This is a genomic window from Pseudomonas sp. NPDC089401 (assembly GCF_044749485.1).
Lineage (GTDB): Bacteria > Pseudomonadota > Gammaproteobacteria > Pseudomonadales > Pseudomonadaceae > Aquipseudomonas.
This window is the reverse complement of record NZ_JBIVIA010000001.1, coordinates 1-26,369: the sequence shown is the minus strand read 5'-3', so window position 1 is coordinate 26,369 and position 26,369 is coordinate 1. Positions and strand designations below refer to the sequence as shown.

The 26,369-nt window shown below is 63.9% G+C and carries 25 protein-coding genes; 11 read left to right on the top strand and 14 right to left on the bottom strand.

Annotated features, from left to right (window positions below):
- The 3 genes from ACIP21_RS00125 to ACIP21_RS00115 form a co-directional block, all read left to right on the top strand.
- The coding region (locus tag ACIP21_RS00125; RefSeq protein ID WP_400682577.1) for a ribonucleotide-diphosphate reductase subunit beta at positions 1-669 on the top strand (669 nt) is incomplete at its 5' end.
- A gap of 56 nt (positions 670-725) precedes the next feature.
- Positions 726-1,301 carry a hypothetical protein gene (locus tag ACIP21_RS00120; protein ID WP_400682574.1) on the top strand — a complete coding sequence of 192 codons (576 nt, stop codon included), beginning with the start codon at positions 726-728 and terminating at the stop codon, positions 1,299-1,301.
- Between the two features lie 984 nt (positions 1,302-2,285).
- Positions 2,286-2,588, top strand: coding sequence for a helix-turn-helix domain-containing protein (locus ACIP21_RS00115; RefSeq protein WP_400682572.1), 303 nt, complete (start codon positions 2,286-2,288; stop codon positions 2,586-2,588).
- A 90-nt stretch (positions 2,589-2,678) separates the two neighbouring features.
- On the opposite strand, the gene ACIP21_RS00110 is transcribed toward ACIP21_RS00115, so the two are convergent.
- The 8 genes from ACIP21_RS00110 to ACIP21_RS00075 all read right to left on the bottom strand — a co-directional run bounded on the left by ACIP21_RS00110 (position 2,679) and on the right by ACIP21_RS00075 (position 11,608).
- Positions 2,679-2,963: a type II toxin-antitoxin system RelE/ParE family toxin gene (locus tag ACIP21_RS00110; protein ID WP_400682569.1), complete on the bottom strand. Its 285-nt coding sequence runs from the start codon at positions 2,961-2,963 to the stop codon at positions 2,679-2,681.
- Complete coding sequence (locus ACIP21_RS00105; protein WP_400682567.1) at positions 2,953-3,192, bottom strand: type II toxin-antitoxin system RelB/DinJ family antitoxin; 240 nt, start codon at positions 3,190-3,192, stop codon at positions 2,953-2,955. The genes ACIP21_RS00110 and ACIP21_RS00105 overlap by 11 nt, the downstream gene beginning before the upstream one ends.
- A gap of 766 nt (positions 3,193-3,958) precedes the next feature.
- Entirely contained in the window at positions 3,959-4,753 is a 795-nt protein-coding gene (locus ACIP21_RS00100) for an IclR family transcriptional regulator (RefSeq protein WP_400682564.1), read from the bottom strand.
- Positions 4,754-4,813: 60 nt separating this feature from the next.
- On the bottom strand, positions 4,814-6,124 hold the full coding sequence (locus ACIP21_RS00095; protein ID WP_400682561.1) for an MFS transporter: 1,311 nt from the start codon (positions 6,122-6,124) through the stop codon (positions 4,814-4,816).
- A 62-nt stretch (positions 6,125-6,186) separates the two neighbouring features.
- On the bottom strand, positions 6,187-7,335 hold the full coding sequence (gene dgoD, locus ACIP21_RS00090; protein ID WP_400682559.1) for a galactonate dehydratase: 1,149 nt from the start codon (positions 7,333-7,335) through the stop codon (positions 6,187-6,189).
- 44 nt (positions 7,336-7,379) lie between these two features.
- A complete protein-coding gene (locus ACIP21_RS00085; RefSeq protein ID WP_400682556.1) occupies positions 7,380-8,000 on the bottom strand; it encodes a 2-dehydro-3-deoxy-6-phosphogalactonate aldolase in 621 nt (206 codons plus the stop codon).
- A gap of 18 nt (positions 8,001-8,018) precedes the next feature.
- Positions 8,019-8,987, bottom strand: coding sequence for a 2-dehydro-3-deoxygalactonokinase (locus ACIP21_RS00080; protein WP_400682555.1), 969 nt, complete (start codon positions 8,985-8,987; stop codon positions 8,019-8,021).
- Between the two features lie 227 nt (positions 8,988-9,214).
- The gene (locus tag ACIP21_RS00075) at positions 9,215-11,608 is read right to left on the bottom strand and encodes a glucose/quinate/shikimate family membrane-bound PQQ-dependent dehydrogenase (protein WP_400682554.1); all 2,394 of its coding nucleotides are present in this window, start codon (positions 11,606-11,608) and stop codon (positions 9,215-9,217) included.
- Between the two features lie 314 nt (positions 11,609-11,922).
- Here ACIP21_RS00075 and ACIP21_RS00070 point away from each other — a divergent pair, with 314 nt between their 5' ends.
- The 8 genes from ACIP21_RS00070 to ACIP21_RS00035 all read left to right on the top strand — a co-directional run bounded on the left by ACIP21_RS00070 (position 11,923) and on the right by ACIP21_RS00035 (position 19,968).
- Entirely contained in the window at positions 11,923-13,167 is a 1,245-nt protein-coding gene (locus ACIP21_RS00070; RefSeq protein ID WP_400682551.1) for an OprD family porin, read from the top strand.
- A 211-nt stretch (positions 13,168-13,378) separates the two neighbouring features.
- Positions 13,379-14,185, top strand: coding sequence for an NAD-dependent epimerase/dehydratase family protein (locus ACIP21_RS00065; RefSeq protein ID WP_400682549.1), 807 nt, complete (start codon positions 13,379-13,381; stop codon positions 14,183-14,185).
- A gap of 27 nt (positions 14,186-14,212) precedes the next feature.
- Positions 14,213-15,088: an SMP-30/gluconolactonase/LRE family protein gene (locus tag ACIP21_RS00060; RefSeq protein WP_400682547.1), complete on the top strand. Its 876-nt coding sequence runs from the start codon at positions 14,213-14,215 to the stop codon at positions 15,086-15,088.
- 64 nt (positions 15,089-15,152) lie between these two features.
- Complete coding sequence (locus ACIP21_RS00055) at positions 15,153-16,124, top strand: TRAP transporter substrate-binding protein (RefSeq protein ID WP_400682545.1); 972 nt, start codon at positions 15,153-15,155, stop codon at positions 16,122-16,124.
- 67 nt (positions 16,125-16,191) lie between these two features.
- The gene (locus ACIP21_RS00050; protein WP_400682542.1) at positions 16,192-16,719 is read left to right on the top strand and encodes a TRAP transporter small permease; all 528 of its coding nucleotides are present in this window, start codon (positions 16,192-16,194) and stop codon (positions 16,717-16,719) included.
- A complete protein-coding gene (locus ACIP21_RS00045) occupies positions 16,719-17,999 on the top strand; it encodes a TRAP transporter large permease (RefSeq protein ID WP_400682540.1) in 1,281 nt (426 codons plus the stop codon). The genes ACIP21_RS00050 and ACIP21_RS00045 overlap by 1 nt, the downstream gene beginning before the upstream one ends.
- A 167-nt stretch (positions 18,000-18,166) precedes the next feature.
- Positions 18,167-19,087, top strand: a complete 921-nt coding sequence (locus tag ACIP21_RS00040; protein ID WP_400682538.1) for an EamA family transporter — start codon at positions 18,167-18,169, stop codon at positions 19,085-19,087.
- Complete coding sequence (locus tag ACIP21_RS00035; RefSeq protein ID WP_400682536.1) at positions 19,087-19,968, top strand: aldose 1-epimerase; 882 nt, start codon at positions 19,087-19,089, stop codon at positions 19,966-19,968. The genes ACIP21_RS00040 and ACIP21_RS00035 overlap by 1 nt, the downstream gene beginning before the upstream one ends.
- Positions 19,969-20,004: 36 nt before the next feature.
- Here ACIP21_RS00035 and ACIP21_RS00030 read toward each other — a convergent pair whose 3' ends face one another.
- The 6 genes from ACIP21_RS00030 to ACIP21_RS00005 all read right to left on the bottom strand — a co-directional run.
- A complete protein-coding gene (locus tag ACIP21_RS00030) occupies positions 20,005-21,300 on the bottom strand; it encodes an MFS transporter (RefSeq protein ID WP_400682533.1) in 1,296 nt (431 codons plus the stop codon).
- 196 nt (positions 21,301-21,496) lie between these two features.
- Positions 21,497-22,393 carry a LysR family transcriptional regulator gene (locus ACIP21_RS00025; protein WP_400682531.1) on the bottom strand — a complete coding sequence of 299 codons (897 nt, stop codon included), beginning with the start codon at positions 22,391-22,393 and terminating at the stop codon, positions 21,497-21,499.
- 164 nt (positions 22,394-22,557) lie between these two features.
- Positions 22,558-24,564 (bottom strand): pyridoxamine 5'-phosphate oxidase family protein, encoded by a 2,007-nt coding sequence (locus tag ACIP21_RS00020; protein WP_400682529.1) that lies wholly within the window; start codon positions 24,562-24,564, stop codon positions 22,558-22,560.
- 27 nt (positions 24,565-24,591) lie between these two features.
- Positions 24,592-25,215: a glutathione S-transferase family protein gene (locus ACIP21_RS00015; protein ID WP_400682527.1), complete on the bottom strand. Its 624-nt coding sequence runs from the start codon at positions 25,213-25,215 to the stop codon at positions 24,592-24,594.
- Between the two features lie 123 nt (positions 25,216-25,338).
- Entirely contained in the window at positions 25,339-25,893 is a 555-nt protein-coding gene (locus tag ACIP21_RS00010) for a UPF0149 family protein (protein ID WP_400682524.1), read from the bottom strand.
- Between the two features lie 164 nt (positions 25,894-26,057).
- Positions 26,058-26,369 (bottom strand): thiamine pyrophosphate-dependent enzyme (locus ACIP21_RS00005; protein WP_400682521.1); only part of this gene is annotated, 312 nt, incomplete at its 5' end.

The following is a 26,369-nucleotide window of genomic DNA, read 5'->3' as shown; positions in this document are numbered from 1 at the left end:
TACCAGTACTGCATCGAGTCGCTGGGCATGGATGAAGGCGAGATCTTCAACATGTACCACGAGATCCCGTCGGTGGCGAAGAAAGCCGCCTGGGGCCTGAAGTACACCCGCGCCATCTCCGACCCGGAATTCAACACCGGCACCGTCGAAACCGACAAAGAGCTGCTGCGCAACCTGATCGCCTACTACTGCGTGCTGGAAGGCATCTTCTTCTACTGCGGCTTCACCCAGATCCTGTCCATGGGCCGCCGCAACAAGATGACCGGCGTTGCCGAGCAGTTCCAGTACATCCTGCGTGACGAGTCGATGCACCTGAACTTCGGCATCGACGTGATCAACCAGATCAAGATCGAGAACCCGCACCTGTGGGACGCGGCGATGAAGGAAGAAGCGACCCAGATGATCCTGCAAGGGACCCAGCTGGAGATCGAATACGCCCGCGACACCATGCCACGCGGCGTGCTGGGCATGAACGCGGCGATGATGGAGGACTACCTCAAGTTCATCGCCAACCGTCGTCTGACCCAGATTGGTCTGAAGGAAGAGTATCCGGGGACTACCAACCCGTTCCCTTGGATGAGCGAGATCATGGACTTGAAGAAGGAGAAGAACTTCTTCGAGACTCGCGTGATTGAGTATCAGACTGGTGGGGCGTTGAGCTGGGATTAAAAAAAGGGCTGCTGAAAAGCAGCCTTTTTTTTGCCTAAAGAATCTTCGAGGCTAGAATGGACGCACAAAAAAACACATACATAATAGACATCGACACAACCCCCTTTGAAAAAATTTCGTTAATGATTGCCGCCGCGGAAACTGACGATGAGATGGGGACAGTAATAAGATTGCACGGCATAATCGAAGGTCTAGTCAGCTTTTATATAAAAGAGATGAGCCAAGGAGAAATTGCAAAATACGCAAAAGAACCACGAGAATTCGGTGCAAAGCTGGGTCTAGCCACTGCCTTCGGCTTACCGCTACCAATCGCCCGGGTTGTCCATCAAATTAATATAATAAGAAACAAGCTCGCCCACACTCCCGAAACCCCAATTAATACTGGCGATATGAAAGAGCTTGCTAGAAAAGCAAACGGCCTATCCGAAATCTTTCCGGACTTTAGCAACATGGACAGACGCTATATTACTATCAACTTAAAAAGTCCTGACGAGAAGTTATTATTCGGCAAGCATGGCAACAGAATTGATTTCATTATTATAGGCTTTGCATTTCATACAGCCATGACACAATGGCTAATACAAGATGCCGCCATAAGGCGTCTAGCAAAGAATGCATTGAAACCACAGTAGCTTGGGGAACTTCCTACACTTCAGTTGTTGACTAGGTTCAAGGTTACAATTACGGTTACCTAGGCGCCTAAGAAACGCTTTACACAGTGGTCACTAGCTCCCGACAGATGCGGCATTTTTGTGCCTGTGGTTTACTACTGCGCGCATGAAACAATCTGTTACGTCGGGAGTGGGCTAATACAAGATCTGTATGGGAAATACGTCCGGCCTGCTGTGTAAGGTTTCTTAGCTCCCGACACCCAGCCCTAAGAAAGCTGACAACAGACTGAGGTCATGGAGATGCGTGGTCAGCGAGTCCGAGGACTATACCTTGCTGGCGGGCGCTCAGGTTGCATGGAGTGTAACTAACATGTAGAGGTCCTGTGGGAGCGGGTTTACCCGCGAAGCAGGCGACGCGTTGGATGGCACCGGCTGCGCCGGTGTTCGCGGGTGAACCCGCTCCCACAGGGAACCGCGACAGGGTCTGAACAGCGCCGGTGCCTGGCACCGAGTTGTCTGCTTCGCGGGCAAGCCCGCTCCCACAGGTTCTGCGTGTAGTCAAAGATCGGCTATTCCTGCAACGGACTCATCGATGGCAAGGCCAACACCTACAGAAATTACGAAAACCTTTCGCACACGAGATTCTGCTGGAGCAACGGTCTTGCGCAAAATTTAAATAGCCTGCGCGATCTGGTAGGAGCTAGCGTAGCTGGCGATGGGCCGCGCAGCGGCCCCAGGTTTTCAGCTTCGCAGCGAATATTGCCGGGGCTGCCTTACAGCCCATCGCGAGCTGCGCTAGCCCCTACAGAGACCGCGCAGCCCCGAAAGCGGTACAGCCCTTGTAGGCTTACCTGCAAACACCGGCGAATCTGGTCCCATTCATCGTGCGGGCCGGATATGAGAACTGGGCGATGAGAAATCCTCAAAAAACCAAAACGATCCAAATCGTAAGAGCTGCTATAGCAGTTTTTATCTCGCATAAGCACTGTTATAGCAGGCCTTAAAATGACAGTTTTTCCTTTGGCATGCGCCGACAGGCTAATGAAAATAGGGCTTCTGGCCAAAACAAGGCGCCTTGAGTGGAAAATTCGCCAAAAAGACCTTGCCTCCCAATCCGGGTTATCCATCTCGACGCTCGCCAAAATCGAATCAGGAACGCCTAGCGTAGAGATGCGCAGCTATATGATCGCGCTGTGGCATCTGGGCTTGCTCGACGAGGTATTCCAGGATGTGCCGATGTCTTCGCCTGCCTCCTTCGCCACTGAGCACAGAGTGCGCCTCAAGTCGGTGACCGAGAGAGATTTCTGATGAAGGCGGACTGAGTCGCACCTAAAACGCCTCCAGCAGAGGAGTCTGATAGGTTTGAACCCAAAGGCGAAAATGCAGTTGGAAGAATCACTAAAGTCGCTGGGCCGCCTTCCGATAAACCTGATCGCGCTCGCGGCGATCAACGGCTACCACAAACACCACCACCTCTTGATCAATGACCTGATAGACCAAGCGGTAACCACTGCTACGGAGCTTTATCTTGTAGCAATCGGGCAGCGAGCTGAGCCGATTAGTCTCAACTCGCGGGTTTAGCAGAACCTCGGCCAGCTTCTTCTTGAACTGCTGACGAACCGTATCACCCAGCTTCTTCCATTCTTTCAACGCTCGTGAATCGAAGTCGAGGCTATAAGTCATCCAGTTGGACCCTCACGCGCTGCGGGGAGGCAAGTCGCTCTCTCACAATCGCGATCAGGTCTTCGTCTTCCTCGGTCATCAGGACAGGTCGAAAAGGTAGCTTGCCTCGTTCGGCTACATACTGCAGTGCCTGGCGCATGAGTTCAGACGGCGTTACGCCTAGTCGTTCGAGCTCCTCATAGGCGCGGGCTTTGAGTTCGTCATCGACGCGGATATTGATGGACGCCATGGGACGACCCTCTCAGTAAAGACATTCGTCATTACAATGCGCTTATCTCAGCCATCGCGCAACTGCTGTCTGTCTCTCAGTTCTCCGGAAATGATGGACCTGCGTGGCACCGGCTCCGCCGGTGTTCGCGGGCAAGCCCGCTCCCACAGTGCTAGGCAAGGCTCTGCATGGCTAAAGATAACGAAAAAAGGCGCCATCGGCGCCTTCATCGTATTCAGTGAAGCAGATCCGGACAGCACTTCGGTTCTCGCCTCGGCCCGCCTTGCGCGAACACCCTGCCGGGCTGGGGGAACGCCCGATCTCATCCGGTCAGTCGTTCCGCAGTTGCAGTGCGATGTTCAGCGATTCGTCGATCATGATCAAGGAACATTGATCGACCGATATATTTCGCAAAAGTACAGAGACTTCGCCCACGCCGACAGGAGGGGTACGGCACACTCAGCAGCCGTGTGCCGGGACTGGACTTGCCAGTCTACGTGGTCGAGGGCGAGGCCGTTGATGAGTAAAGGAACGTATCCCGAAAAGTACCAATCCGGGAGACAGTCCCTCAGCAGACAGCTTGCCCCGAGAACACCGGCGAAGCCGGTGCCATAGACCGCGTTGCTTGCTTCGCGGGTAAACCCGCTCCCACAGGATTTGCGCTATTCCTGCAATGGGCTCATCGCAGGCAAGGCCAACACTTACAGGTATCACGGGATCCTTCAGCAAACGGGGATCCTGTGGGAGCGGGTTTACCCGCTCCCACAGGGGCGGCGATAGGCTCTGGTCAGGGGTGCTTCAGGCCGAGCTCGGCGGACAGCCGTGCCGTCACGTCTTTCATCACCGGCACCAGCTCGCGCATCTTTTCCTCTGGCATGTACGGCACCGTGCTGGCGACGCTGATCCCCGCCACGATCCGCCGGCTGGCATCGCGTACCGGCGCGGCTACGCAGCGGATCGACGGTTCGTTGTCCTCCAGGTCGAAGGCATACCCGCCCGCTACATATTCGACCATGCGCTGCTCGAACTGCGCCCAGGTCTGCTCGGTGTGCTGCGGCCAGAACGCGCTCTTGCCGCCCGCCGGCAAGCTGCTTTCGTACAGCCGCTGCCACTCGGCCGGGCTGTCGTCGAGCATCAGCGCCTTGCCGATGCCGGTGCGCGCCAGCGGCATGCGGTGGCCGACCCGCGAGCGCATCTCGGGGCCGTTGCGCCCAGGCGTCTTGTGCAGGTACAGCACCTCGTCGCCTTCGCGGATGGCCAGGTGGATGGTGTCGCCGGTCAGTGCCGACAACTCATCGAGGTAAGGCCCGGCCAGGGTCACCAGGGGCAGTTCCTCGCGGGCCTGGAAGCCGAGCTCGATCAGCTTGGGGCCGAGCAGGTAGCCCACCTGCGGCACCACGCGCAGGTAGCGTTCGTCCACCAGGCAACTGACCAGGCGGTGGGTGGTGCTGCGGGTGGTGCCGATGTGCCGGGCGATGTCCTTGAGGTCACGCGCGCCGGCGGCCACGGCCTGCACCACGGCCAGGCCGCGCAGCAGGGTCTGGGTGCCGGTGGGGGCGGTTTTTGCGGGGTCTTCCTGCATGGGCGGCCTTTTACCGTGTGCGAGTGGGCGGGCGACATTATGTTCGCCCGCAGGGCGCGGCTACAACTCGATGCGCTCGACCTTGCCCACCAGCAGGATGTAAGACAGTGCACCTGCCAGGGCCAGCACGGCGATGTAGGTGATCGCAGGGGCGAACGAGTCGCCGCTGGCGAGGAAGCCGATCACGATCGGGGTGACGATCGCCGACAGGTTGCCGATGAAGTTGAACACCCCGCCCGTCAGCCCGAGCAGGCGCGCCGGGGCCAGGGTCGAGACCAGCGACCAGGTGATCGAAGCCAGGCCATTGCCGAAGAACGCCAACGCCAGGAAGGCAATCACCAGCGGCGTCGAGTCGACGAAGTTGGCGCCGATGATCGCGGTGGAAATCAGCAGCCCGCTGATGATCGGCAACTTGCGGGCAAAGCCCACGCTGGCACCGCGGCGGATCAGCCAGTCGGAGAACAGGCCCGAGCACAGCACGCCGACGAAGGCCGCGAGGAACGGCAGCGAGGCCAACAGCCCGGACTTGATGAAGTCCATGCCGCGGTACTTCACCAGGTAGGTGGGGAACCAGGTGAGGAAGAACCACAGGGTCGAGTTCAGGCAGAACTGGCCGAGGTAGATGCCCCACAGCTTGCGCCTGCTCAGCACGATGCCCAGGTCCGCCCAACTGAACCTGGCCTTGACCTTGGCCTGCTCGTGCTGCATGTCGACCAGCCCGCCACCCTCGCGGATCAGCTCGATCTCGGCGAGGTTGGCGCCCTTGAAATCACGCGGCTCGCGATACACCGCGTACCAGATCACGCCCCAGAGAATACCCACCGCACCGGTGACCACGAACACCATGTGCCAGCCGAATTGATGCTGCAGCCAGGCCAGCACCGGGGTCAGGAAGGCCAGGCCGACGAACTGCCCGGAGGTGTAGAAGCCGATGGCCGTGGCCCGCTCGCGCTCGGGGAACCAGGTGGTGACCACGCGGCTGTTGATCGGGTATGCCGGGGCTTCCAGCGCGCCAACCGCCATGCGCAGCACGAACAGCGCGATGAAGCTGGCGGCAAAGCCGAGCATCACCGTGGCCAGCGACCACAGCACCAGCGCCACGCTGTAGAGGATGCGCGGCGGCACCCGGTCGACCAGCCAGCCACCAGGGATCTGCATGGCCGCGTAGGTCCAGCCGAACGCCGAGAACACTAGACCTACGTGGATCGGGTCGATGCCCAGTTCGCTGGTCAAGGCCGGTGCGGCGATCGACAGGTTGCTGCGGTCCAGGTAGTTGATCACCACGGTGATGAACAGCAGCACCATGATGAAAAAACGCTTGCGGCTGGGCGCCACCAGGGTGGCCTGCCCGGTGAGGGTGTGCGGGAGCATGGGAAGTGCCTCTTCTTATGGTTATTGAGGTCGTTTCAACGCTTCTATTCAGAACGATGGCATCACCATTCGGCGAAGCTGCCGTCGGCATGGCGCCACACCGGGTTGCGCCAGCGGTGGCCGACGGCGGCGCGCTCGATGACGTATTCCTCGTTGATCTCGATGCCCAGGCCCGGGCCATTGGGGATCTTCACCATGCCCTGCTGGTAGTCGAACACGCCCGGGTCACGCACGTAGTCGAGCAGGTCGTTGCTCTCGTTGTAATGGATGCCCAGGCTTTGCTCCTGGATGAAGGCGTTGTAGCAGGCGGCGTCGAGCTGCAGGCACGCCGCCAGGGCGATCGGGCCCAACGGGCAATGCAGCGCCAGGGCGACGTCGTAGGCCTCGGCCATGTTGGCGATCTTGCGGGTTTCGGTGATGCCGCCGGCATGGGAGGCATCCGGCTGGATGATGTCGACGTAGCCCTCGCTGAGCACGCGCTTGAAGTCCCAGCGCGAGAACAGCCGCTCGCCCAGGGCGATGGGTGTGCTGGTCAGCGGCGCCAGCTCTTTCAGCGCCTCGTAGTTTTCGCTGAGCACCGGCTCTTCGATGAACATCAGCTTGAACGGGTCGAGCTCCTTCATCAGCACCTTGGCCATGGGCTTGTGCACCCGGCCATGGAAGTCGACGCCGATGCCGACGTTCGGGCCCACCGCATCGCGCACGGCGGCAACGTTGGCCAGGGCCTGGTCGACCTTGTCGAAGGTGTCGAGGAACTGCAGCTCTTCGGTGCCGTTCATCTTCACCGCGGTGAAGCCGCGGGCCACCGCCTCTTTCGCGGCGCGGGCGGTGTCGGCCGGGCGGTCGCCACCGATCCACGAGTACACGCGGATCTTGTCGCGCACCTGGCCGCCGAGCAGGTCGCTGACCGACACGCCCAGCGCCTTGCCCTTGATGTCCCACAGGGCCTGGTCGATGCCGGCCAGGGCGCTCATGTGGATCGCCCCGCCACGGTAGAAGCCGCCGCGGTACAGCACGGTCCAGATGTCCTCGATATTGCGTGGGTCCTTGCCGATCAGGTAGTCGGAAAGCTCCTCGACAGCAGCGGCCACGGTGTGGGCGCGGCCTTCGACCACGGGTTCGCCCCAGCCGGTGACGCCCTGGTCGGTCTCGACCTTGAGGAAGCACCAGCGTGGTGGAACGATGAAGGTGGTCAGCTTGGTGATTTTCATCTGCTTGTCTCTCTTGTTGATTGCAGCGCAGAAAGGGAAAGGGCTCAGCGCAGGGCTTGCCAGGCGGTCACGTAAGCCTTGGCAGTGGCCGCGACCTGCTCGGGTGCCATGCCCGGCTTGTACAGGCCGGAGCCGAGGCCGAAGCCCCTGGCACCAGCGTCGAAGAATGCCTGCAGGTTGTCGGGGGTGATGCCGCCGACCGGCGCCAGCACAGTGCCGGCGGGCAGCACGGCGAGCCAGGCCTTGACCACCGCCGGGCCCATCTGCTCGGCCGGAAACAGCTTGAGCACGTCGGCGCCTTCGGCCAGGGCGGCGAAGGCTTCGGTCGGTGTGGCGACGCCTGGCGCCAGGTACAGGCCCGCCGCCTTGGCCGCACGCAGCACCTGCGGGTCGCTGTGGGGCATGACGATCAGCTGGCCGCCCGCCGCCTGCACCTGGGCAACCTGTGCCGGGTTCAGCACGGTGCCCGCGCCGATCAGGCAATCGGCAGGCAAGGTGCTGCGCAGGATACGGATGCTTTCGTAGGGCTCGGGCGAGTTGAGCGGCACTTCGATGAGGCGAAAACCGGCGCCGTAGAGAACTTCGCCAATCGCGGCGGCCTCATGGGGCTGCAACCCGCGCAGGATCGCGATCAGGCCGTTGTGTGCCAGTGCTTGTTCGAGCATGTCGGGCTCCCTTCAGGATCAATGAATAAGGCCGGCGGCCAGCGCCAGCTGCCACAGGCCGCGTTCGGTGGCCTGCTCGGCCACGCTCACATGGCTGAAGCCGCAGGCTTGCAGGGCACGGCTGTAACGGGTGCAGAGCGGGCCGTTGCCGATCAGCAGGATGGCCGGCAGGTGCACGCTGCCGCGGCGCTGGTGCTGTACCTTGGCCAGGGCCGCCAGTTCGTGGCCGATCAGCAGGCCGGAGAGGTAGTCGGGCTGGGCGCTGGCGCTCAGCTCGCCGGTCAGGCCCAGGCTGCGGGCGCTGAACAGGGTCGACAGCGGACCGGCCTCGCCCTCGGCGGACAGTGCCACCTGCACACCGCGGTCGAAGGCCGGCGCATCGAACGCGCCGCCACGCTGCTGGGTGCGGCCAAGGATGCTGTGGTCGCTGAGCACGGCGAACACCTCGCCGGTCATGAAGGTGTCGAACTGGACGATGCAGCCATCGGCCACCTGGACCCATTTCGAGTGGCTGCCGGGCAGGCCGATCAGCAGGTCATCGCAGGCCAGGCCGGGCAGCGCGCCGAGTACCTGGGTCTCTTCGCCACGCATGACATTGGGCAGCCGCGAACGCTGGATCACGCCGGGGACGATGTGCACCTCGACGCCCCGCTGGCTGCGCACGGTCTGCAGGGAAGCACCGAGGCTGGCGACGTTGGCCGGGGTGTCGCGGTAGGCCGCTTCGCGCCAGCCCTGGGCGCTGCCGACCATGCCGCAGGCGATGACCGGCAGGCCTGGCTGGGCGTCGAGCCAGTCGCCGCAGGCCTCGTCGAAGGCCAGTTCGAAACCGTCGCTGCAGGGTTGGCCCTTGATCAGGCGGGGTGCCCGGGGCAGTTGCATGATGCCGCAAGGCAGCGTGCGCACTTCCAGCACCTGGCCGTGGGCGGCGAGTTTGTAAGCACGAAGGGAGGTGGTTCCCCAGTCGAGCGCGATCAGTTGCGCCTGCATCCTTCACCTGTTGTGTTTTTGGCAGTGAGTGAGGGCGACTATAAACCTGGGGAGCGGGAAATTCCAATATGTAAAATACAATCCCATATATAGGGATTTTGCTGGGCAAGTAATTTTCCATGGCCCATTCGCGGGTAAACCCGCTCCCACAGGGATCTGCACTGTCCTCAGGGGCGGTGCAGTACCTGTGGGAGCGGGTTTACCCGCGAATGGATCTAGAAGGAAATTTACTCAGGCAAGGCAAACGCCATCACATAGTCCCCTTGCCGGGTCCCCAGCGAGCCATGCCCGCCAGCCATCACCAGCACATACTGGCGCCCGTCCTTGCCGGTGTAGGTCATCGGCGTGGTCTGCGCGCCTGCCGGCAGGCGCCCTTCCCACAGCACCTTGCCGTCACGCACGTCATAGGCGCGCAGGTACTGGTCGAGGGTGCCGCTGAGGAAGGCCAGGCCGCTGCCCGTGGTGAAGCTCCCGCCCAGGCTCGGCACGCCCATGGTCAGCGGGATCGGCAGCGGCGAGCTGTCACGCACGGTGCCGTTCTTGTGCTTCCAGATCACCTTGTGGGTGGTCAGGTCCACGGCCGCCACGTAGCCCCACGACGGCGCCTGGCACGGCAGGCCCAGCGGCGACAGGAAGGCGCCCATGATCACCCCGTACGGCGCGCCCTTGTTCGGCTGGATGCCTTCGGTCTCGCTCTTGCGCGCCGGCTGGCCGGCGATCTTCGAGGCCGGAACCAACTGCGACTTGAAGGCCATGTAGCTGGGGTTGACGAAGGCGATCTGGCGCACCGGGTCGACCGAAATACCACCCCAGTCGAACACCCCGAAGTTGCCCGGATACACCAGCGAGCCCTGCAACGACGGCGGGGTGTAGATGCCGTCATAGCGCAGCGAACGGAAATCGATGCGGCACAGCAGTTGATCGAATGGCGTCACGCCCCACATGTCGCGCTCGTGCAGGGTCGGCGGCATGAAATTGAGCTCGGACATCGGCTGGGTCGGCGCGGTGTGGTCGCCCTCCACGGCACCTTGCGGCACCGGCGTTTCGCGGATCGGCACCAGCGGCTGGCCGTTGCTGCGATCGAGCACGTAGATGCTGCCCTGCTTGGTCGACGCCATCACCGCAGGCTTCACGCCATCGGCGGTCTTGATGTCGACCAGGCTTGGCTGGCCGCCGACGTCCATGTCCCACAGGTCGTGGTGGGTGAACTGGTAGTTCCAGCGCACCTTGCCGCTGGCGATGTCCAGGGCCACCAGGCCGGCACTGAACTTCTCGGCTTCCGGCGTGCGATTGCCGCCCCACTGGTCGGGCATCTGGTTGCCCATGGGCAGGTACAGCAGGCCGAGTTTTTCGTCGGCGCTGATCACCGACCACACGTTCGGCGAGTTGCGGGTGTAGAACTGGCCGTCGGCGATCGGCGCGGTGGCGTCGGGCTTGCCGCTGTCCCAGTTCCACACCAGCTTGCCGGTGATCGCGTCGTAGGCACGGACCACGCCGGACGGCTCGTCGGTGGAGACGTTGTCGGTGACATGCCCGCCGAGGATCAGCAGGCCGCCGGCGACGGTGGGTGGCGAGGTGGAGTAGTAGCCACCGGCGGTAAAGGTGCCGATGTTGCGGGTCAGGTCGACCTGGCCGTTGTCGCCGAAGCCTGCGCACTGCTTGCCGGTGTCGGCGTCCAGGGCGATCAGCCGGGTGTCGGCGGTGGGCACGTAGACCCGCTTGGCGCAAGCCTGGCCTTCAGCGGGGCTGGCAGCCGTGCTGGCTTGCGGCCTGGCCGTGTCGTAGTAGGCCACGCCGCGGCAGGTCATGTGCGCCCAGCCCTTGAAGTTGGCGGCGTTCTGGGTGCTGAGCTTGGGGTCGAAGCGCCACAGTTCCTTGCCGCTGTCCGGGTCCAGGGCGATCACCTGGCTGTGCGGGGTGCACACGTAGAGCTTGCCGTTGACCTTGAGCGGGGTGTTTTCCGCGGTGGTCTCGCCCGGGTCGTTGGGGCCTGGGATGTCTCCGGTGCGGTAGGTCCAGGCCAGCTTGAGCTTGCCGACGTTCTCCGGGGTGATCTGCTTGAGCGGCGAATAGCGGTCGCCGAACTCGCTGCGGCCGTAGGCCTGCCAGTCGCCGTCGGGCATCTGTGGCGCGGTGTTGCTGGTGCCCGCCGTGTCGCGATCGAGGCGGCCGACCAGGGTGTTGGGGTGGGTGAACTGGCTGGCCAGGGCCATCAGCCCCGCCGCTGCCACGCCCACGCCCAGCACACCGGTACCCAGCGGATAGGGCTCGCCCAGGGTCAGCGGCCTGCGCAGCCAGGGCAACAGCAGCACCAGGCCGAGGACGAACCACAGGGCCAGGCGCGGCACCAGCTGCCACCAGTCCAGGCCCACTTCCATCAGTGACCACAGGGTGCTCAGCAGCAGCACCAGGCCATACACGCTCAGTGCCTCGCGGCGCACGGCCAGCAGCAGGCCGCCGGTGATCAGGATGCCGATGCCGGCCAACAGGTAATACAGCGAGCCGCCCAGGCCCATCAGTTTGATGCCGCCGGCCACAAGGGCCAGGCCCATCAGCAGAAAAAGCGCGCCTAGCAGCCTGGGCAGCAAGGGTGAGTGTTGCGAAGCACCGAGAGTGCTCATGGGTGAATTCTCCGTTTCCATGGGACTGAATCGATTAGCCATTCAGAGACGAAGAATAGTATTACGAAATGATTCTGCGACTAACTGTCGCAGCAATGCGAGTCCATTGCCGTAAACGCAACAATGGCCACCCACGTCATAGTATGACTTCTGCCATTCCGTAGAACGTGAGCTAGAGCGCTCGCTGCTAAAATTTCACTTGACCCAGCAAAACTATTGCGTTTCTGAGCGTTGACAGCGGATTGTGCACTTGATAAAAATCGCCAAAGTTGTACGACAACACATAACAAAAACAACATAGCGGATGGACTCCCATGTCGAAAAAACGCCACAAGGCTCTCCCCTTCGCGCTGTTCGGTGCCGGCCTGCTTGCCGGTGTCCCGGCCATCAGCCAGGCCGAAGGCTTCCTCGACGACAGCAAGGCCGTGCTCGGCCTGCGCAACTTCTACATCAACCGCAATTTCACCAACCCCAGTAACCCGCAGAGCAAGGCCGAGGAATGGACCCAGAGCTTCATCCTCGACGCCCGCTCCGGCTTTACCGAGGGGCCGGTGGGCTTTGGCGTGGACGTGCTGGGGCTGTGGTCGGTCAAGCTCGATGGCGGCGGCGGCACCTACGGCACGGCGCTGCTGCCGCGGCATGACGATGGCAGGCCTGCGGATGACTACGGGCGCCTGGCGGTGGCGGGCAAGGCGCGGATCTCCAAGACCGAACTGAAGGTTGGCGAGTGGATGGTGGTGCTGCCGATCCTGCGCTCGGACGACGGCCGCTCGCTGCCGCAGACCTTCCGCGGCGGCCAGGTCACTTCCAGCGAGATTGCCGGGTTGACCCTGTACGGCGGCCAGTTCCGCGGCAACAGCCCGCGCAACGATGCGAGCATGGAAGACATGAGCTACGGCGGGGGCGTGTCGGATCGCTTCAACTTCGTCGGTGGCGAGTACAAGTTCAACCAGGACCGGACCCTGGTCGGCCTGTGGAACGCGGTGCTCAAGGACGTCTACGAACAGCAGTACCTGCAACTGACCCACAGCCAGCCGCTGGGCAACTGGACCTTCGGCGCCAACCTGGGCTACTTCCAGGGCGGCGAAGACGGCTCCGAGCGGGCCGGCAAGCTGGACAACAAGACCTGGTCGGGGATGTTCTCGGCCAAGTACGGCGGCAACACCTTCTGGGTCGGGCTGCAGAAGGTCGACGGCGACACCTGGATGCGGGTCAACGGCACCAGCGGCGGGACCCTGGCCAACGACAGCTACAACTCGAGCTTCGACAATGCCAACGAACGCTCCTGGCAGGTGCGCCACGACTTCAACTTCGTCACCCTCGGGGTACCGGGGCTGACCGTGATGAACCGCTATATCAGCGGACGCGACGTGCACAGCGGGGCGGTGACCGATGGCAAGGAATGGGTGCGCGAGTCGGAGCTGGCCTATGTGATCCAGAGCGGGCCGTTCAAGGACTTGAGCGTGAAGTGGCGCAACTCGAGCATTCGCCGGGATTACAGCAACAACGAGTTCGATGAGAACAGGTTGATCTTTAACTATCCCCTTTCCCTGCTGTGATCGCATGGCACGGGCTTCGCCCGTGTTCGCGGCTGAAGCCGCTCCCACAGGGATCGCGCAGTGCCTGCGGGCAACGCTGTACCTGTAGGAGCGGGTTTACCCGCGAAGAGGCCGGTAAAAGCCACACCGGCAGCATTGACAACCCCGGAAACCGCTGCCGATAATCAGGCTAGTCATACGACAACTTACAACAATCACAAGTAGAGCCGCCATGACCACCACCCCCTTCAAGCGCCTGCTGCTCACCGGAGCCGCAGGCGGCCTGGGCAAAATCCTTCGCCAACGCCTCAGCGGCTGCGCCGAGGTCCTGCGCCTTTCCGACATCGCCCCGATGGCCCCGGCCAGCGGGCCCCATGAAGAAGTGATCCCCTGCGACCTGGCCGACAAGGCTGCGGTCCATGCTCTGGTCGAAGGGGTCGATGCCATCGTCCATTTCGGCGGCGTGTCCACCGAGCATGCGTTCGAGGACATCCTCGGCCCCAACATCTGCGGCGTGTTCCACATCTACGAGGCTGCGCGCAAGCACGGGGTCAAGCGCATCATCTTCGCCAGCTCCAACCACGTGATCGGTTTCTACGGCCAGGACCAGCGCATCGACGCCCACGCCCCGCGCCGCCCCGACAGCTACTACGGCCTGTCCAAGTGCTATGGCGAGGATGTCGCCAGCTTCTACTTCGACCGCTACGGCATCGAGACCGTCAGCATCCGCATCGGCTCGTCGTTCGACGAACCGCAGAACCCGCGCATGCTCTGCACCTGGCTCAGCTACGACGACCTCACCCAACTGGTCGAGCGCGGCCTGTTCACCCCCGATGTCGGCCACACCGTGGTCTACGGCGCCTCCGACAACCGCACGGTGTGGTGGGACAACCGCCATGCCGAGCACCTGGGCTACCAGCCCAAGGATAGCTCGGAGGTGTTCCGCGCCCGCGTGGAAGCCAAGCCGGCGCCCGCCGCCGATGACCCGAGCATGCTGTACCAGGGCGGCGCCTTCGTCGCTGCGGGCCCATTCAGCTGATTCCACGCTCTGCCAGGAGGCTCCAGCATGCACTGCGAACTGATCGTCGACGCCCGCAACGGCACGGGCGAAAGCCCAGTGTGGCACCCCACCGAACAGGCCCTGTACTGGGTCGACATCCCGGCCCGCCAGCTGCACCGCTGGCAGGACGGCACGCACCAGCTGTGGCAGGCCGACGAGATGCTCGCCTGCATCGCCCGCAGCCCCCAGGGCTGGGTCGCGGGCATGCAGAGCGGCATCTTCCAGCTCACGCCCAAGGCCGATGGCCGCCTCGACAGCCGCCTGTTCGCCAGCGTCGAACATGCCCAGCCCGGCATGCGTTTCAACGACGGCCGCTGCGACCGCCAGGGGCGTTTCTGGGCCGGCAGCATGCTCATGGACATGCAGCAAGGCGCCCATGTCGGCGGGCTGTACCGGGTCGATGGCGAAGGTGCCCTGCACCAGCAGCTCAAAGAGATGATCGTGCCCAACGGCCTGGCCTTCAGCCCCGACGGCAGGCGCATGTACCTGTCCGACTCGCACCCCAACGTGCAGAAGATCTGGGCCTTCGACTACGACACCGACAGCGGCACGCCGTACAACCAGCGCGTGTTCGTCGACATGCGCGGCTACCCCGGCCGCCCCGACGGCGCCGCCATCGACGCGGACGGCTGCTACTGGATCTGCGGCAACGACGCCGGGCAGGTCCACCGCTTCACCCCGGACGGGCGCCTCGACCGCTCGCTCAGCGTGCCGGTGAAGAAGCCGGCCATGTGCGCCTTCGGTGGCGCCAACCTCGACACCCTGTTCGTCACCTCGATCCGCCCCGGCGGCGTCGACCTCGCCGACCAGCCCCTGGCCGGCGGTGTGTTCGCCCTGCGCCCGGGCGTCCAAGGCCTGGAGGAGCCGGCCTGGCGAAGCTGAAGCAACACCGCTGCACCCGACACTCACGCGCGAAACCAGATAATAAAAAACACGGAGTTTCACCATGACCTTCAAACGCAAGCTGCTTCTTGCCGTACTCCCGTTCGCTTTCAGCCTGTCGATGCCGGCCTCGGCGCTGGACATCAAGTTCGCCGAGATCCACCCGGCCGGCTACCCGACCGTGGTCGCCGAACAGAACATGGGCAAGAAGCTCGAACAGGCCAGCAATGGCGAAATCACCTTCAAGATGTTCGCCGGCGGCGTGCTCGGCTCGGAGAAGGAAGTGATCGAACAGGCGCAGATCGGCGCCGTGCAGATGACCCGGGTCAGCCTCGGCATCGTCGGCCCGGTGGTGCCGGACGTGAACGTGTTCAACATGCCGTTCGTGTTCCGCGACCATGCGCACATGCGCAAGATCATCGACGGTGACATCGGCCAGGAGATCCTCGACAAGATCACCAACTCCGAATTCAACCTGGTGGCCCTGGCCTGGATGGACGGCGGCTCGCGCAGCCTCTACACCAAGAAGCCGGTGCGCAGCATCGAAGACCTCAAGGGCATGAAGATCCGCGTGCAGGGCAACCCGCTGTTCATCGACATGATGAACGCCATGGGCGGCAACGGTATCGCCATGGACACCGGCGAGATCTTCAGCGCCCTGCAGACCGGGGTGATCGACGGCGCCGAAAACAACCCGCCGACCCTGCTCGAGCACAACCATTACCAGAGCGCCAAGTACTTCACCCAGACCCACCACCTGATCCTGCCGGAGCCGGTGGTGATGTCCAAGACCACCTGGAACAAGCTCACCCCCGACCAGCAGGCGCTGGTGAAGAAAGTCGCCCGCGAGGCGCAGATGGAAGAGCGTGCGCTGTGGGACGCCAAGTCCACGGCCAGCGAAGAGAAGCTCAAGGCCGCCGGCGTCGAGTTCATCGCCATCGACACCAAGCCGTTCTATGACGCCACCGCCCCGGTGCGCGAGAAGTACGGCGCGCAGTACGCCGACCTGATGAAGCGTATCGACGCGGTCCAGTAACCCCGGCCCTTTTCCAAGACGACCTCGGCAGTGTGGCGCCCGCCACCCTGCCGCTTTGGTGATGCCTATGAAAATGCTCTTCCTGCGCGTCAACGACACGCTGTACCGCGCCTGTATATGGGTCGCCGGCCTGTCGATCCTGACCATGTCGCTGATCATCCCCTGGGGCATCTTCGCCCGCTACGTGCTCGGCACCGGCTCCAGCTGGCCGGAGCCGGTGTCGATCCTGCTGATGGTGCTGTTCACCTTCATCGGCGCCGCCGCCAGCTACCGTGCCGGCGCGCACATGGCGGTGGCGATGATCACCGACCGCCTGCCGGAGAACACCCGCCGGCTGGTGAACGTGCTGACCCAGCTGCTGATGGTGGTGGTCTGCGTGTTCATGACCTGGTACGGCTACAAGCTCTGCGTCACCACCTGGAACCAGTTCATGGCCTCGCTGCCCAGCGTGCGGGTGGGTCTGAGCTATGCGCCGATCCCGCTCGGCGGCGTGCTGACGCTGATCTTCGTGCTGGAAAAACTCCTGTTCGGCGACCAGAGCCAACGCAGGGTGGTGCGGTTCGACCTGGTGGAAGAAAACGAGGGGGCGGCGTAATGGATGCGTTCATTCTGTTGGGCAGTTTCATCGCCCTGATCCTGCTGGGCATGCCGGTGGCCTATGCCCTGGGCCTGTCGGCGCTGATCGGCGCCTGGTACATCGACATCCCGCTGCAGGCGATGATGATCCAGGTCGCCAGCGGGGTTAACAAGTTCTCGCTGCTGGCCATTCCGTTCTTCGTGCTGGCCGGCGCGATCATGGCCGAGGGCGGCATGTCGCGGCGCCTGGTGGCGTTCGCCGGGGTGCTGGTGGGCTTCGTGCGCGGCGGGCTGTCGCTGGTCAACATCATGGCCTCGACCTTCTTCGGCGCGATTTCCGGCTCGTCGGTGGCCGACACCGCCTCGGTGGGCTCGGTGCTGATCCCGGAGATGGAGCGCAAGGGCTACCCGCGCGAGTTCTCCACCGCCGTGACCGTCAGCGGCTCGGTGCAGGCGCTGCTGACTCCGCCCAGCCACAACTCGGTGCTGTACTCGCTGGCAGCCGGCGGCACGGTGTCGATCGCCTCGCTGTTCATGGCCGGGGTGATGCCCGGGCTGCTGCTGAGCGCGGTGATGATGGGCCTGTGCCTGATCTTCGCGAAGAAGCGCGACTACCCCAAGGGCGAGGTGATCCCGCTGCGCCAGGCGCTGAAGATCGCTGGTGAGGCGCTGTGGGGCCTGATGGCCATGGTGATCATCCTCGGCGGCATTCTTTCCGGCGTGTTCACCGCCACCGAGTCGGCCGCAGTGGCGGTGGTGTGGTCGTTCTTCGTGACCATGTTCATCTACCGCGACTACAAGTGGCGCGACCTGCCCAAGCTGATGCACCGCACGGTGCGGACCATCTCGATCGTGATGATCCTGATCGGCTTCGCCGCCAGCTTCGGCTACGTGATGACCCTGATGCAGATCCCGTCGAAGATCACCACGGCGTTCCTGACCCTGTCGGACAACCGCTATGTGATCCTCATGTGCATCAACTTCATGCTCCTGCTGCTGGGCACGGTGATGGACATGGCGCCGCTGATCCTGATCCTCACGCCGATCCTGTTGCCGGTGATCACCGGCATCGGCGTGGACCCGGTGCACTTCGGCATGATCATGCTGGTCAACCTCGGGATAGGCCTGATCACGCCTCCGGTGGGGGCGGTGCTGTTCGTCGGCTCGGCGATCGGCAAGGTCAGCATCGAGGCCACGGTGAAGGCGCTGCTGCCGTTCTACCTGGCGCTGTTCCTGGTGCTGATGGCGGTGACCTACATTCCGGCCATTTCGCTGTGGCTGCCGAGCGTCGTCCTGTAATCACACTGGAGCCGCCAGTAGGAGCGGCCTTGTGTCGCGAAAGGGCTGCGAAGCGGCCCCTCGATGTCAGCCGTGATGCCGAACCCTGGGGGCTGCTTCGCAGCCCTTTCGCGACACAAGGCCGCTCCTACAGAGCCCCAGGTTCTCCCCGCGAATGGATAATGCACATGGCTGTCGCCTCCTCTACCGCTCCCCTCTTCCCGCGCAAACTCGCCGTCGCCCTGCTGGCCCTGCTGGCCTGCTCGTTCGCCGGCAACCACATCGCCGCGCGCATCGCCTTCGACGACGACACCGGCGTACTGCTGGCGATCCTCTGCCGCTCGGGCATCACCTTCCTGGTGCTGGCCAGCCTGGTCCTGTGGCAGCGCCAGCCGCTGTCCCTGCCAACCGGCACCCGCCGCTGGCAACTGCTGCTTGGCCTGCTGATCGCCACCCAGAGCCTCTGCCTGTACTCGGCCGTCGCGCGTATCCCGGTGGCCCTGGCGCTGCTGGTGGGCAACACCTTCCCGATGCTGCTGGCGCTGCTCACCTGGGCGCTGGGCGGTGCCCGCCCGAGCGGGCGCACGGTGCTGTTCATGGGCCTGATCCTCTGCGGCCTGGTGCTGGCCCTGGACGTGCCGGCCCACCTGAGCGGCAACCACGACGCCAACCCGCACTGGGCCACCGGCGTGGCCCTGGCGTTCTGCGCCGCCTGCGTGTTCGCCTGCGCGTTGTGGATCACCGACCACAAGCTGGCGGCCGTACGCGGCCCGGTGCGCAGCCTGCTGACCTTGCTCATCGTGTTCGCCAGCATGCTGCTGGCGGGCGTCAGCGGGGCGATGCCTGCCGGGCTGTCGTTGCCGGGCAGCAGCAGCGGCTGGCTGGCGCTGGCGAGCCTGGTGGTGCTGTACGGCATCGCCTTTACCTTGCTGTTCGTCTGCGTGCCACGGCTGAACATGGCGCAGAACGCGCCGGTGATGAACGTCGAACCGATCGCCACCCTGCTGCTCGGCTGGGCCTTGCTCGACCAGCAGCTCAGTGGCGTGCAATTGATCGGCGGCGCCGTGGTGGTGTGCGGCATCGTCCTGCTGACCTACCGGAGACCCTGATGAGCCAGCCCCTGCTGCACCTGCAAGACCGCCTGACCCACCTGACCCTGGCACCGGGCATCGGCGCCAGCCTGGTCAACTGGCAGGCCAAGGCCACCGGCCAGGCGCTGCTGCGCCCTGCCGACGGCGCCGCGCTGGCCAGCGGCAGCCCACGCCGACTGGGCTGCTACCCACTGGCGCCGTGGTCCAACCGTGTCGCCGAAGGTGGCTTTCAGCGTCCCGACGGCTGGCTGGCCCTGGCAGCGAACACCGAGCACGACCCCTACCCGATCCATGGCAGCGCCTGGCAACAGCCCTGGGCAGTGGAACAGCACAGCGAGCGCCGGGTGCGCCTGAGCCTCGACAGCAGCGTGCCGTTCGCCTACCGGGCGACGCTCGATGTTCACCTGTACGAGGGCTGCCTGAGCCTGGACCTGCAGGTGACGCATCAGGAGGCCGCAGCCACGTGGTATGGGCTGGGGCTGCATCCCTATTTTCCACGCCATGCCGATACTCGCCTGCATGCGCAAGCGCGTAGCGTGTGGCTGGCGCAGGAGGGTGCCTTGCCGTCGTGGCAAGCTGAAGTACCGGAGCACTGGGACTTCGCCACGGCTCGGGCACTCCCGGCCAAGGCAGTCGATCATGCGTTCGGCGAATGGTCCGGCGACTGCGTGATCGAGCAACCGGGGGCGGGGTATCGGCTGCTATGCAGCGCCAGCGGTGCCGGGCATTTCCTGCTGTTCTGCCCGGAGCAGCAGCCGTTCTTCTGCTTCGAGCCGGTGAGCCATCCGATCAATGCCCATCACTTGCCGGGGCGGCCGGGGCTGCAGTTGCTGGAACAGGGTGAGGCCATGAGCCTGGGCTTCAAGCTGCAGTACCAGGCTCTGCACGGCGCTGCCTGAAACAGGGGCTGCTTTGCAGCCCCAACAGCTCAAGCCTTACGCCATGGCCTCGGTCGATGCAGCCAGCGGCCTTGGCGAAACAGCCCCCTGCACTTCGCGCGCGACCTTCCACACCAGCACCGCCGCGACGATGTCGAACGCCGCCAGCACCACGAACAGCGGGCTGTAGCCGATCTGCGTGACCAGGATGCCGAACACCAGGGTGAACAGCGCCGCGCCCAGGTAGCCACACATCCCGCCCATGCCGGTGGCGGTTGCCACCTGGTCCTTGCTGAACGAATCCGAGGTGATCGCGTACAGCGCCCCGGACAAGGTCTGGTGGGCAAAGCCGCCAATGCACAGCAGCAGGATCGCCGTGTAAGGGCTTTCGACCAGGCCGATGCAGGCCGGGCCGATCATGCAGCTGGCGCCGAACACCAGCACCAGCTTGCGCGAGGTGAACAGCGACACCTTGCAGTAGCGGTGGAACATCGGGCTCAGGTAGCCGCCAAGCACGCAGCCGATGTCGGCGGCGAGGAACGGCAGCCAGGCGAACATCGCCACCTCCTTGATGTTCATGTGCCGCTCGGTCATCAGGTACAGGGGAATCCAGGCGTTGAAGGTCTGCCAGGCCGGCTCCGAGAGAATCCGCGCCGAGGCGATGGCGTAGAAGTTGCGGGTCTTGAAGATGCGCTTCCAGGCGCCCTTCTCGCGGGTTTCGGCCTTGAAGTGGGCTTCCTGGCCACTGAGGATGTAGTCACGCTCCTCGTCGCTCAGGCGCTTCTGGTCCTGCGGATGCTTGTACAGCAGCATCCACGCCAGGGTCCACAGCACGCCGGAGACGCCGACGATGACGAACGCCAGCTGCCAGCCACTGTGCAGGATCGCCCACACCACCAGCGGCGGTGCCAGCAGCGCGCCCAGGGACGAGCCAATATTGAACCAGCCGATGGCCACCGAGCGCTCCTTGGCCGGGAACCATTCGGTGGTGGCCTTGACCCCGGCCGGCAAGCCGGCGGCTTCGGTCATGCCCAGCAGCCCGCGCATGAACGCCATGCTCTGCCAGCCGCTGGCCAAGGCCGCGCCGGCACAGGCCAGCGACCAGGCCAGGGCGAACACGGCAAAGCCAAGCTTGGTACCGATGAAATCGATGAGCCAGCCGGCGATCGGCTGCATGAGCGCGTAGCAGATCTGCCAGGTGGCGACGATCTTGGCGTATTGCTCGGTGGTGATGGAGAGGTCGGTCATCAGCGTGGGGGCTGCCACCGACAGGGTGTTGCGGGCGAGGTAGTTGACGACGAGTCCGGCCGTGACCAGGCTGACCATCCACCAGCGGATGCCTTTGATCTTCATGATTCACCTGAATTTTATTTTTAGAGATACGGGTGAGGCGTCCCAGGGGCCGGCAGGGCCAAATGAGACAAATTGTTTCAAGCGAAGAGTGCCACGTGATAGGTCGTCGTACAACAACTATTGGTAACGCCCATGAAAATGGGCGAGCGGTACTTATGCTGGGTGGGAATTCAGTCGCGTTGTACGACCTCGGAGATCAATCCAATTGCCTGGCCCGCAGGTCCTGCGCCAACAGGTCGATGAACGCCCGCACCTTGGCCGAGCCGTACTTGCTCTCGCGGTGCAGCACATGGATCGGCCACGGCGCCTCCTCGTAATCGGCCAGGATCACCTGCAACTGCCCGCTGGCGATCTCGTCGACCACCTGGTACGACAGCAACCGGGCAATCCCCAACCCGCCGATGGCGGCGGCGATCGCACCATCGTTGCTGGTCACCGTCAGCCGCGGCTTCATGCGCACCAGGGTCGGTTCGTCGGTCACGCCAAAGCGCCAGCCGGCCCGCGGCGACAGGTTGGTGGTGGCGATCACTGCATGGGCATGCAGGTCCGAGGGGTGCTGGGGCACGCCATGCCGGGCCAGGTACTCGGGCGAGGCGCACAGCATGCGCCGTACCCGGCCCACCCGCAGGGCCTTGAGCCCGGAATCGGGCAGCGGGCCGATGCGCACCGCCACGTCCATGCCCTCCTCGACCATGTTGACGATGCGGTCGAGGAAGTAGGCCGATACGTCCACCTCGGGGTACTGCTGCAGGTAGCGCACGATGCACGGCATGACGAACTTCCTGCCGAACAGGATCGGCGCGGTCACGGCCAGCTCGCCCCTGGGGGTGGCGTTGATGCCGGCGGCGGCGGCGTTGGCCTCATTGATGCTGGCAAGGATCAGCCGGGTGTCTTCCAGGTAGCGGCCGCCGGCTTCGGTCAGGCGCACGCTGCGGGTGGTGCGCAGCAGCAGCTTGACCCCGAGCTGCTCTTCCAGCGCGGTGACGGCGCGGGTCACGGCTGCGGGGGAGATGTCCAGGCGGCGGGCGGCGGCGGCGAAGCTTTCCAGCTCGCCGACGGCGACGAACACCTTCATCAGGTGGATCTGGTCCATGCGGATTCCTGGGCGGGCTGGGAGGTGGGGATTATCGACTATTTGCATTGCCTGTGCCGGCCTCTTCGCGGGTAAACCCGCTCCCACAGGGATCGCACTGATTTGAAAATCATGCAGTACCTGTGGGAGCGGGTTTACCCGCGAAGAGGCCGGCACAGGTGACCTCACAACTCCAGAACCAACGCCTGCGCCTGCGCCGGCACCGCACAACAGATCAATGCCGTCCCCTGCTCGGGCATCTCCGCCGGCGGATTGGGGTAATGCACCGCCCCACTCACCACCTTGGTCTTGCAGGTCCCGCACGACCCACCCCGGCAACTGAACTCCGGCGCCAACCCGCGCGCCTCGGCCAGTTCCAGCAAGGTGCCGGCACCGGGCGCCCAGCGCGCCTCCTTGGCCGAACTGGCGAAGTACACCGGTACCGGTTCGGTCGCCGCCGGTGGCTGTTGCAGGGTGGGCCGGTCATCATCGTCATGGCGCCTGAGCGTCGACGGCCCGAACGCTTCGGCGTGGATCCGTGCATCTGGTACATGTACTGCACGCAGCCCTTCGTACAGGTCCTGGGTGAAACTCGCCGGGCCGCACAGGTAGAAGTCATAGTCGCCCAGGGCCAGCGCTGCCTTGACCTGTTCGATGCCCAGGCGCCCGGCATGCTCGTAGTCACCGCCCGGCAGGGCATCGGCTTCCGGTTGGCTCAGGCAACGGTGCACGCGAAGCTGCTCACCGGCCTGCATGCGCAAGGCCTGCAACTCTTGCTGGAACGGCAGGTCAGCCAGGCTGCGTGCGCCATGGAACAGGTGAATGGGCCGCTGCGGCCCTGTTGCCAGCTGCTCGCGCAACATCGCGATCAGCGGCGTGATGCCCACCCCCGCGCCAATCAGCACCAAAGGCCGGCTGCTCTCGTGATCGAGGGTGAAACTGCCCATGGGCAAGCGCACGTCGAGCATGTCGCCCACCCTCACCTGTTCGTGCAGGTAGCGCGACGCCGGGCCCTGGGCCTTCACACTGATGCGCAGGTAGCCATCCGCCGGCGCGCTGGACAGGCTGTAGGTGCGAATCAGCGGCGCCCCGTCACCCAGCGGGATGCGCACGGGAATGTGCTGCCCTGGGGTGAAACTCACCGAGGTGTCCGCCGCCAGGTAGAACGAGCGGATATCGCGGCTCTCCTGCTCCACCCGCTCGACCCGCCAGGCCTGCCACTGCCGTTGCCGCTGACGCTGCTGCAGGCGCTGTTCGGCCTCGGCCCAGGTGCCGGTCGCAAGGCTGGTGGGCGCAAATTCATTGAAGGCCCAGCGCAGCGATAATGCAGCGCGGCGCAGCACCACCTGCTCGATGTCCAGCGTCCACAACCGCTCGGCGCCCTCGAAAGCCTGGATCAGCGGGCTGTCGAGAATCACCTCGGCACGCCCCGTCACCTGCAATACGTTGCCGTTGCTGAAGTCGACGAACAGCAACCCCGCCTGCGGGTTCTCCAGCAGGTTGCCCAGGGTGTTGAAGTGCAGGTTGCCGGCATAGTCGGGAATGGTCAGGCGGTTGCCCTCTACCCTTATGAAACCAGGGCGGCCGCCACGATGGGAAACATCCACCGCACGCTCGCCATCCGGGTGATCGATGTAGCTGGCGACGAAGAAGGTGTCGGCCTGCGCGATCATCTCGGCAGTCTGCTCATCGAGCCCTTGGGCATCGAACCGCCCTTGAGTGGGTTCGTCGACGCGACGGTACTGCCGCAGCTGGATGTACTGCGGGCAGTTGCCGAAGGACTGCTGCACCGACACGCTCAGCTGGCCACTGGCAGTTGGCTGAATCAACCCGTTCATCCGGTTGCGGCGGCGCGTGTGCAGCTCGATGCCGAGCAGGCCGATGGCCTCCCCCGCCGCCAGCCCAGTCGACGCCGGGTCAGCGTCGGGGAGCCGGGTATCGATCAGCAATTGCCGAGGGTCGGGCGAGCGGATGAAACCTTCAGGCCCTTCGAGCAAAGTCGCCCAGGGCTTGCCGTGCGCATCCACGGCGCCCGCGACGATGAACGGCAACTGCTGGTAGAACTGCCGGTGCTGGTCGGGCATGTGGTCACGAATCACCTTCTGCCCGAACACTTCCATACGCTCCGATACACCGACCTTTTCCTGCAGGATTTTTTCCCCGGCGTGCCAGGGTGAAGGCAGACTTTGCATGGCGGCAGTCCTCTGGTTGTGTGCGCTTCAGGCGCTGGCTTGCAGGCCCACGGCCGTGCGCGGCATGCCTACGAAGCCTGGCAACGCCTCGATCCGCGCCAACCAGGCACGCACGTTGGGGTACGGTTCCAGCGAGACATTGCCCTCAGGTGCGTGGGCGATGTAAGCGTAGTTGGCGACATCGGCAATGGTCGGCTGGCTGCCGGCCAGGAACGGCGTTTTGGCCAGTTCGGCGTCCATCACCTTGAGCAGGGTGTGGGCGCGGCCGATGACTTCGTCGGTATTGAACGAGGCACCGAACACGGTGACCAGGCGCGCAGCGGCAGGGCCGAATGCCAGCGGGCCGGCGGCGACCGATAGCCAGCGCTGCACCCGGGCAGCGTTCAGCGGGTCGTGGGGCAGCCACTTGCCGGCCTTGTCGTAGGTGCTGGCCAGGTAGACAAGGATGGCATTGGAATCGGCAATGACGGTGCCGTTGTCATCGATCACCGGCACCTGGCCGAATGGGTTGATGGCGAGGAATTCAGGCTGCTTGTGTGCGCCCTTGGCCAGGTCGACGAAGACCTGTTCGTTCGGCACCGCCAGCAGCGACAGCATCAGCTCGATGCGATGGGCGTGGCCGGATTTGGGGAAGTTGTAGAACTTGATCATGGGCTGGGCTCCTGGGTGACACCGGGGTGGTGTCGGGTGGAGCCCATACTGCGCTGATTCACCCGCAAGCAGAATCAGCGCGCCAGGGAAACCATAATTTCGCCTGGCGAAATAATACGGCGGTCAGTGACGCTGCTGCTTCTGGTAGCGGTACAAACCACGCGCAGCCTCGACCACGTGAGGCACGCAGGCCTGCAACTCGTCGAAACTCATGGCATCGAGCAGCTCGAAGTTGTCTTCCAGGCCATGCAGCGAAATGGCCTTGAGCAAGTGATCCTGCTCCGGCGGCAGTGCTGCCCATTCTGCGACCTGGGTACCGCGCATGTAGCCGAAGCACCACTCTTCCATGATGACTGCCGGCCCTTCCTCGGCCTCGCTCTCCTCGAAAAGCGGCTGGAAGTGTTCGAGGTCGTCTGCCAGTTGCTCCGCCACCTGGGAGGCATAGCGCAGCATCAGGGCGGTGTAGGCCTCTTCATGGGCGGGTTTCTTGAACTTCGGCACTTTGCCACCGGCTACTGCTGGCAGCCATTGCTCAGGGTTGATCCTGATGGGCGAGCTGGCCAGGGCGGTGAAAAAACCATTGAGCTCGGCCAGGTTGAGCACCGAATAGTCGTTGCCGTAGGTGATCAGCAGGTCTTCGAGGCGGTCGAGTTCTTTGTCGCTGAGCGCGGGGAGCATGTGCGGGTGTCCTGGGGTGGAGATTTGCGTGCACCCTAGCACATGGGGGAAAGGATCTGCAGAAAGCATTCGCGGGTGAACCCGCTCCCACAGGGCTTGCACAAGGCTCGAAAGCCGTGCGGTGCCAGTGGGAGCGGGTTCACCCGCGAATTGGCCGTCAGGCCTTATACCGCCAGCGCACGCTCACGCAGTTCGCTGTTGAGGATGCGGTCGTTCTCGCTGTAGTCGACCGGGCAGTCGATCACATGCACGCCTGGGGTCTTGATGCAGTGCTCGAGCAGCGGCAGGAAGGCTTCGGCGCTTTCCACGCGGTGGCCGTTGGCACCGTAGGCTTCGGCGTACTTGACGAAGTCCGGGTTGCCGTAGTCCAGGCCGAAATCAGTGAAGCCCATGTTGGCCTGCTTCCAGCGGATCATGCCGTAGCCGTCGTCACGCAGGATCACCACGGTGATGTGCATGCCAAGGCGTACTGCGGT

Coding starts and splice junctions, on each gene's coding strand:
- ACIP21_RS00120 (WP_400682574.1), top strand. CDS start 726: ATGGACGCACAAAAAAACACATACATAATAGACATCGACACAACCCCC.
- ACIP21_RS00115 (WP_400682572.1), top strand. CDS start 2,286: ATGACAGTTTTTCCTTTGGCATGCGCCGACAGGCTAATGAAAATAGGG.
- ACIP21_RS00110 (WP_400682569.1), bottom strand. CDS start 2,963: ATGACTTATAGCCTCGACTTCGATTCACGAGCGTTGAAAGAATGGAAG.
- ACIP21_RS00105 (WP_400682567.1), bottom strand. CDS start 3,192: ATGGCGTCCATCAATATCCGCGTCGATGACGAACTCAAAGCCCGCGCC.
- ACIP21_RS00100 (WP_400682564.1), bottom strand. CDS start 4,753: ATGCAGGAAGACCCCGCAAAAACCGCCCCCACCGGCACCCAGACCCTG.
- ACIP21_RS00095 (WP_400682561.1), bottom strand. CDS start 6,124: ATGCTCCCGCACACCCTCACCGGGCAGGCCACCCTGGTGGCGCCCAGC.
- dgoD (WP_400682559.1), bottom strand. CDS start 7,335: ATGAAAATCACCAAGCTGACCACCTTCATCGTTCCACCACGCTGGTGC.
- ACIP21_RS00085 (WP_400682556.1), bottom strand. CDS start 8,000: ATGCTCGAACAAGCACTGGCACACAACGGCCTGATCGCGATCCTGCGC.
- ACIP21_RS00080 (WP_400682555.1), bottom strand. CDS start 8,987: ATGCAGGCGCAACTGATCGCGCTCGACTGGGGAACCACCTCCCTTCGT.
- ACIP21_RS00075 (WP_400682554.1), bottom strand. CDS start 11,608: ATGAGCACTCTCGGTGCTTCGCAACACTCACCCTTGCTGCCCAGGCTG.
- ACIP21_RS00070 (WP_400682551.1), top strand. CDS start 11,923: ATGTCGAAAAAACGCCACAAGGCTCTCCCCTTCGCGCTGTTCGGTGCC.
- ACIP21_RS00065 (WP_400682549.1), top strand. CDS start 13,379: ATGACCACCACCCCCTTCAAGCGCCTGCTGCTCACCGGAGCCGCAGGC.
- ACIP21_RS00060 (WP_400682547.1), top strand. CDS start 14,213: ATGCACTGCGAACTGATCGTCGACGCCCGCAACGGCACGGGCGAAAGC.
- ACIP21_RS00055 (WP_400682545.1), top strand. CDS start 15,153: ATGACCTTCAAACGCAAGCTGCTTCTTGCCGTACTCCCGTTCGCTTTC.
- ACIP21_RS00050 (WP_400682542.1), top strand. CDS start 16,192: ATGAAAATGCTCTTCCTGCGCGTCAACGACACGCTGTACCGCGCCTGT.
- ACIP21_RS00045 (WP_400682540.1), top strand. CDS start 16,719: ATGGATGCGTTCATTCTGTTGGGCAGTTTCATCGCCCTGATCCTGCTG.
- ACIP21_RS00040 (WP_400682538.1), top strand. CDS start 18,167: ATGGCTGTCGCCTCCTCTACCGCTCCCCTCTTCCCGCGCAAACTCGCC.
- ACIP21_RS00035 (WP_400682536.1), top strand. CDS start 19,087: ATGAGCCAGCCCCTGCTGCACCTGCAAGACCGCCTGACCCACCTGACC.
- ACIP21_RS00030 (WP_400682533.1), bottom strand. CDS start 21,300: ATGAAGATCAAAGGCATCCGCTGGTGGATGGTCAGCCTGGTCACGGCC.
- ACIP21_RS00025 (WP_400682531.1), bottom strand. CDS start 22,393: ATGGACCAGATCCACCTGATGAAGGTGTTCGTCGCCGTCGGCGAGCTG.
- ACIP21_RS00020 (WP_400682529.1), bottom strand. CDS start 24,564: ATGCAAAGTCTGCCTTCACCCTGGCACGCCGGGGAAAAAATCCTGCAG.
- ACIP21_RS00015 (WP_400682527.1), bottom strand. CDS start 25,215: ATGATCAAGTTCTACAACTTCCCCAAATCCGGCCACGCCCATCGCATC.
- ACIP21_RS00010 (WP_400682524.1), bottom strand. CDS start 25,893: ATGCTCCCCGCGCTCAGCGACAAAGAACTCGACCGCCTCGAAGACCTG.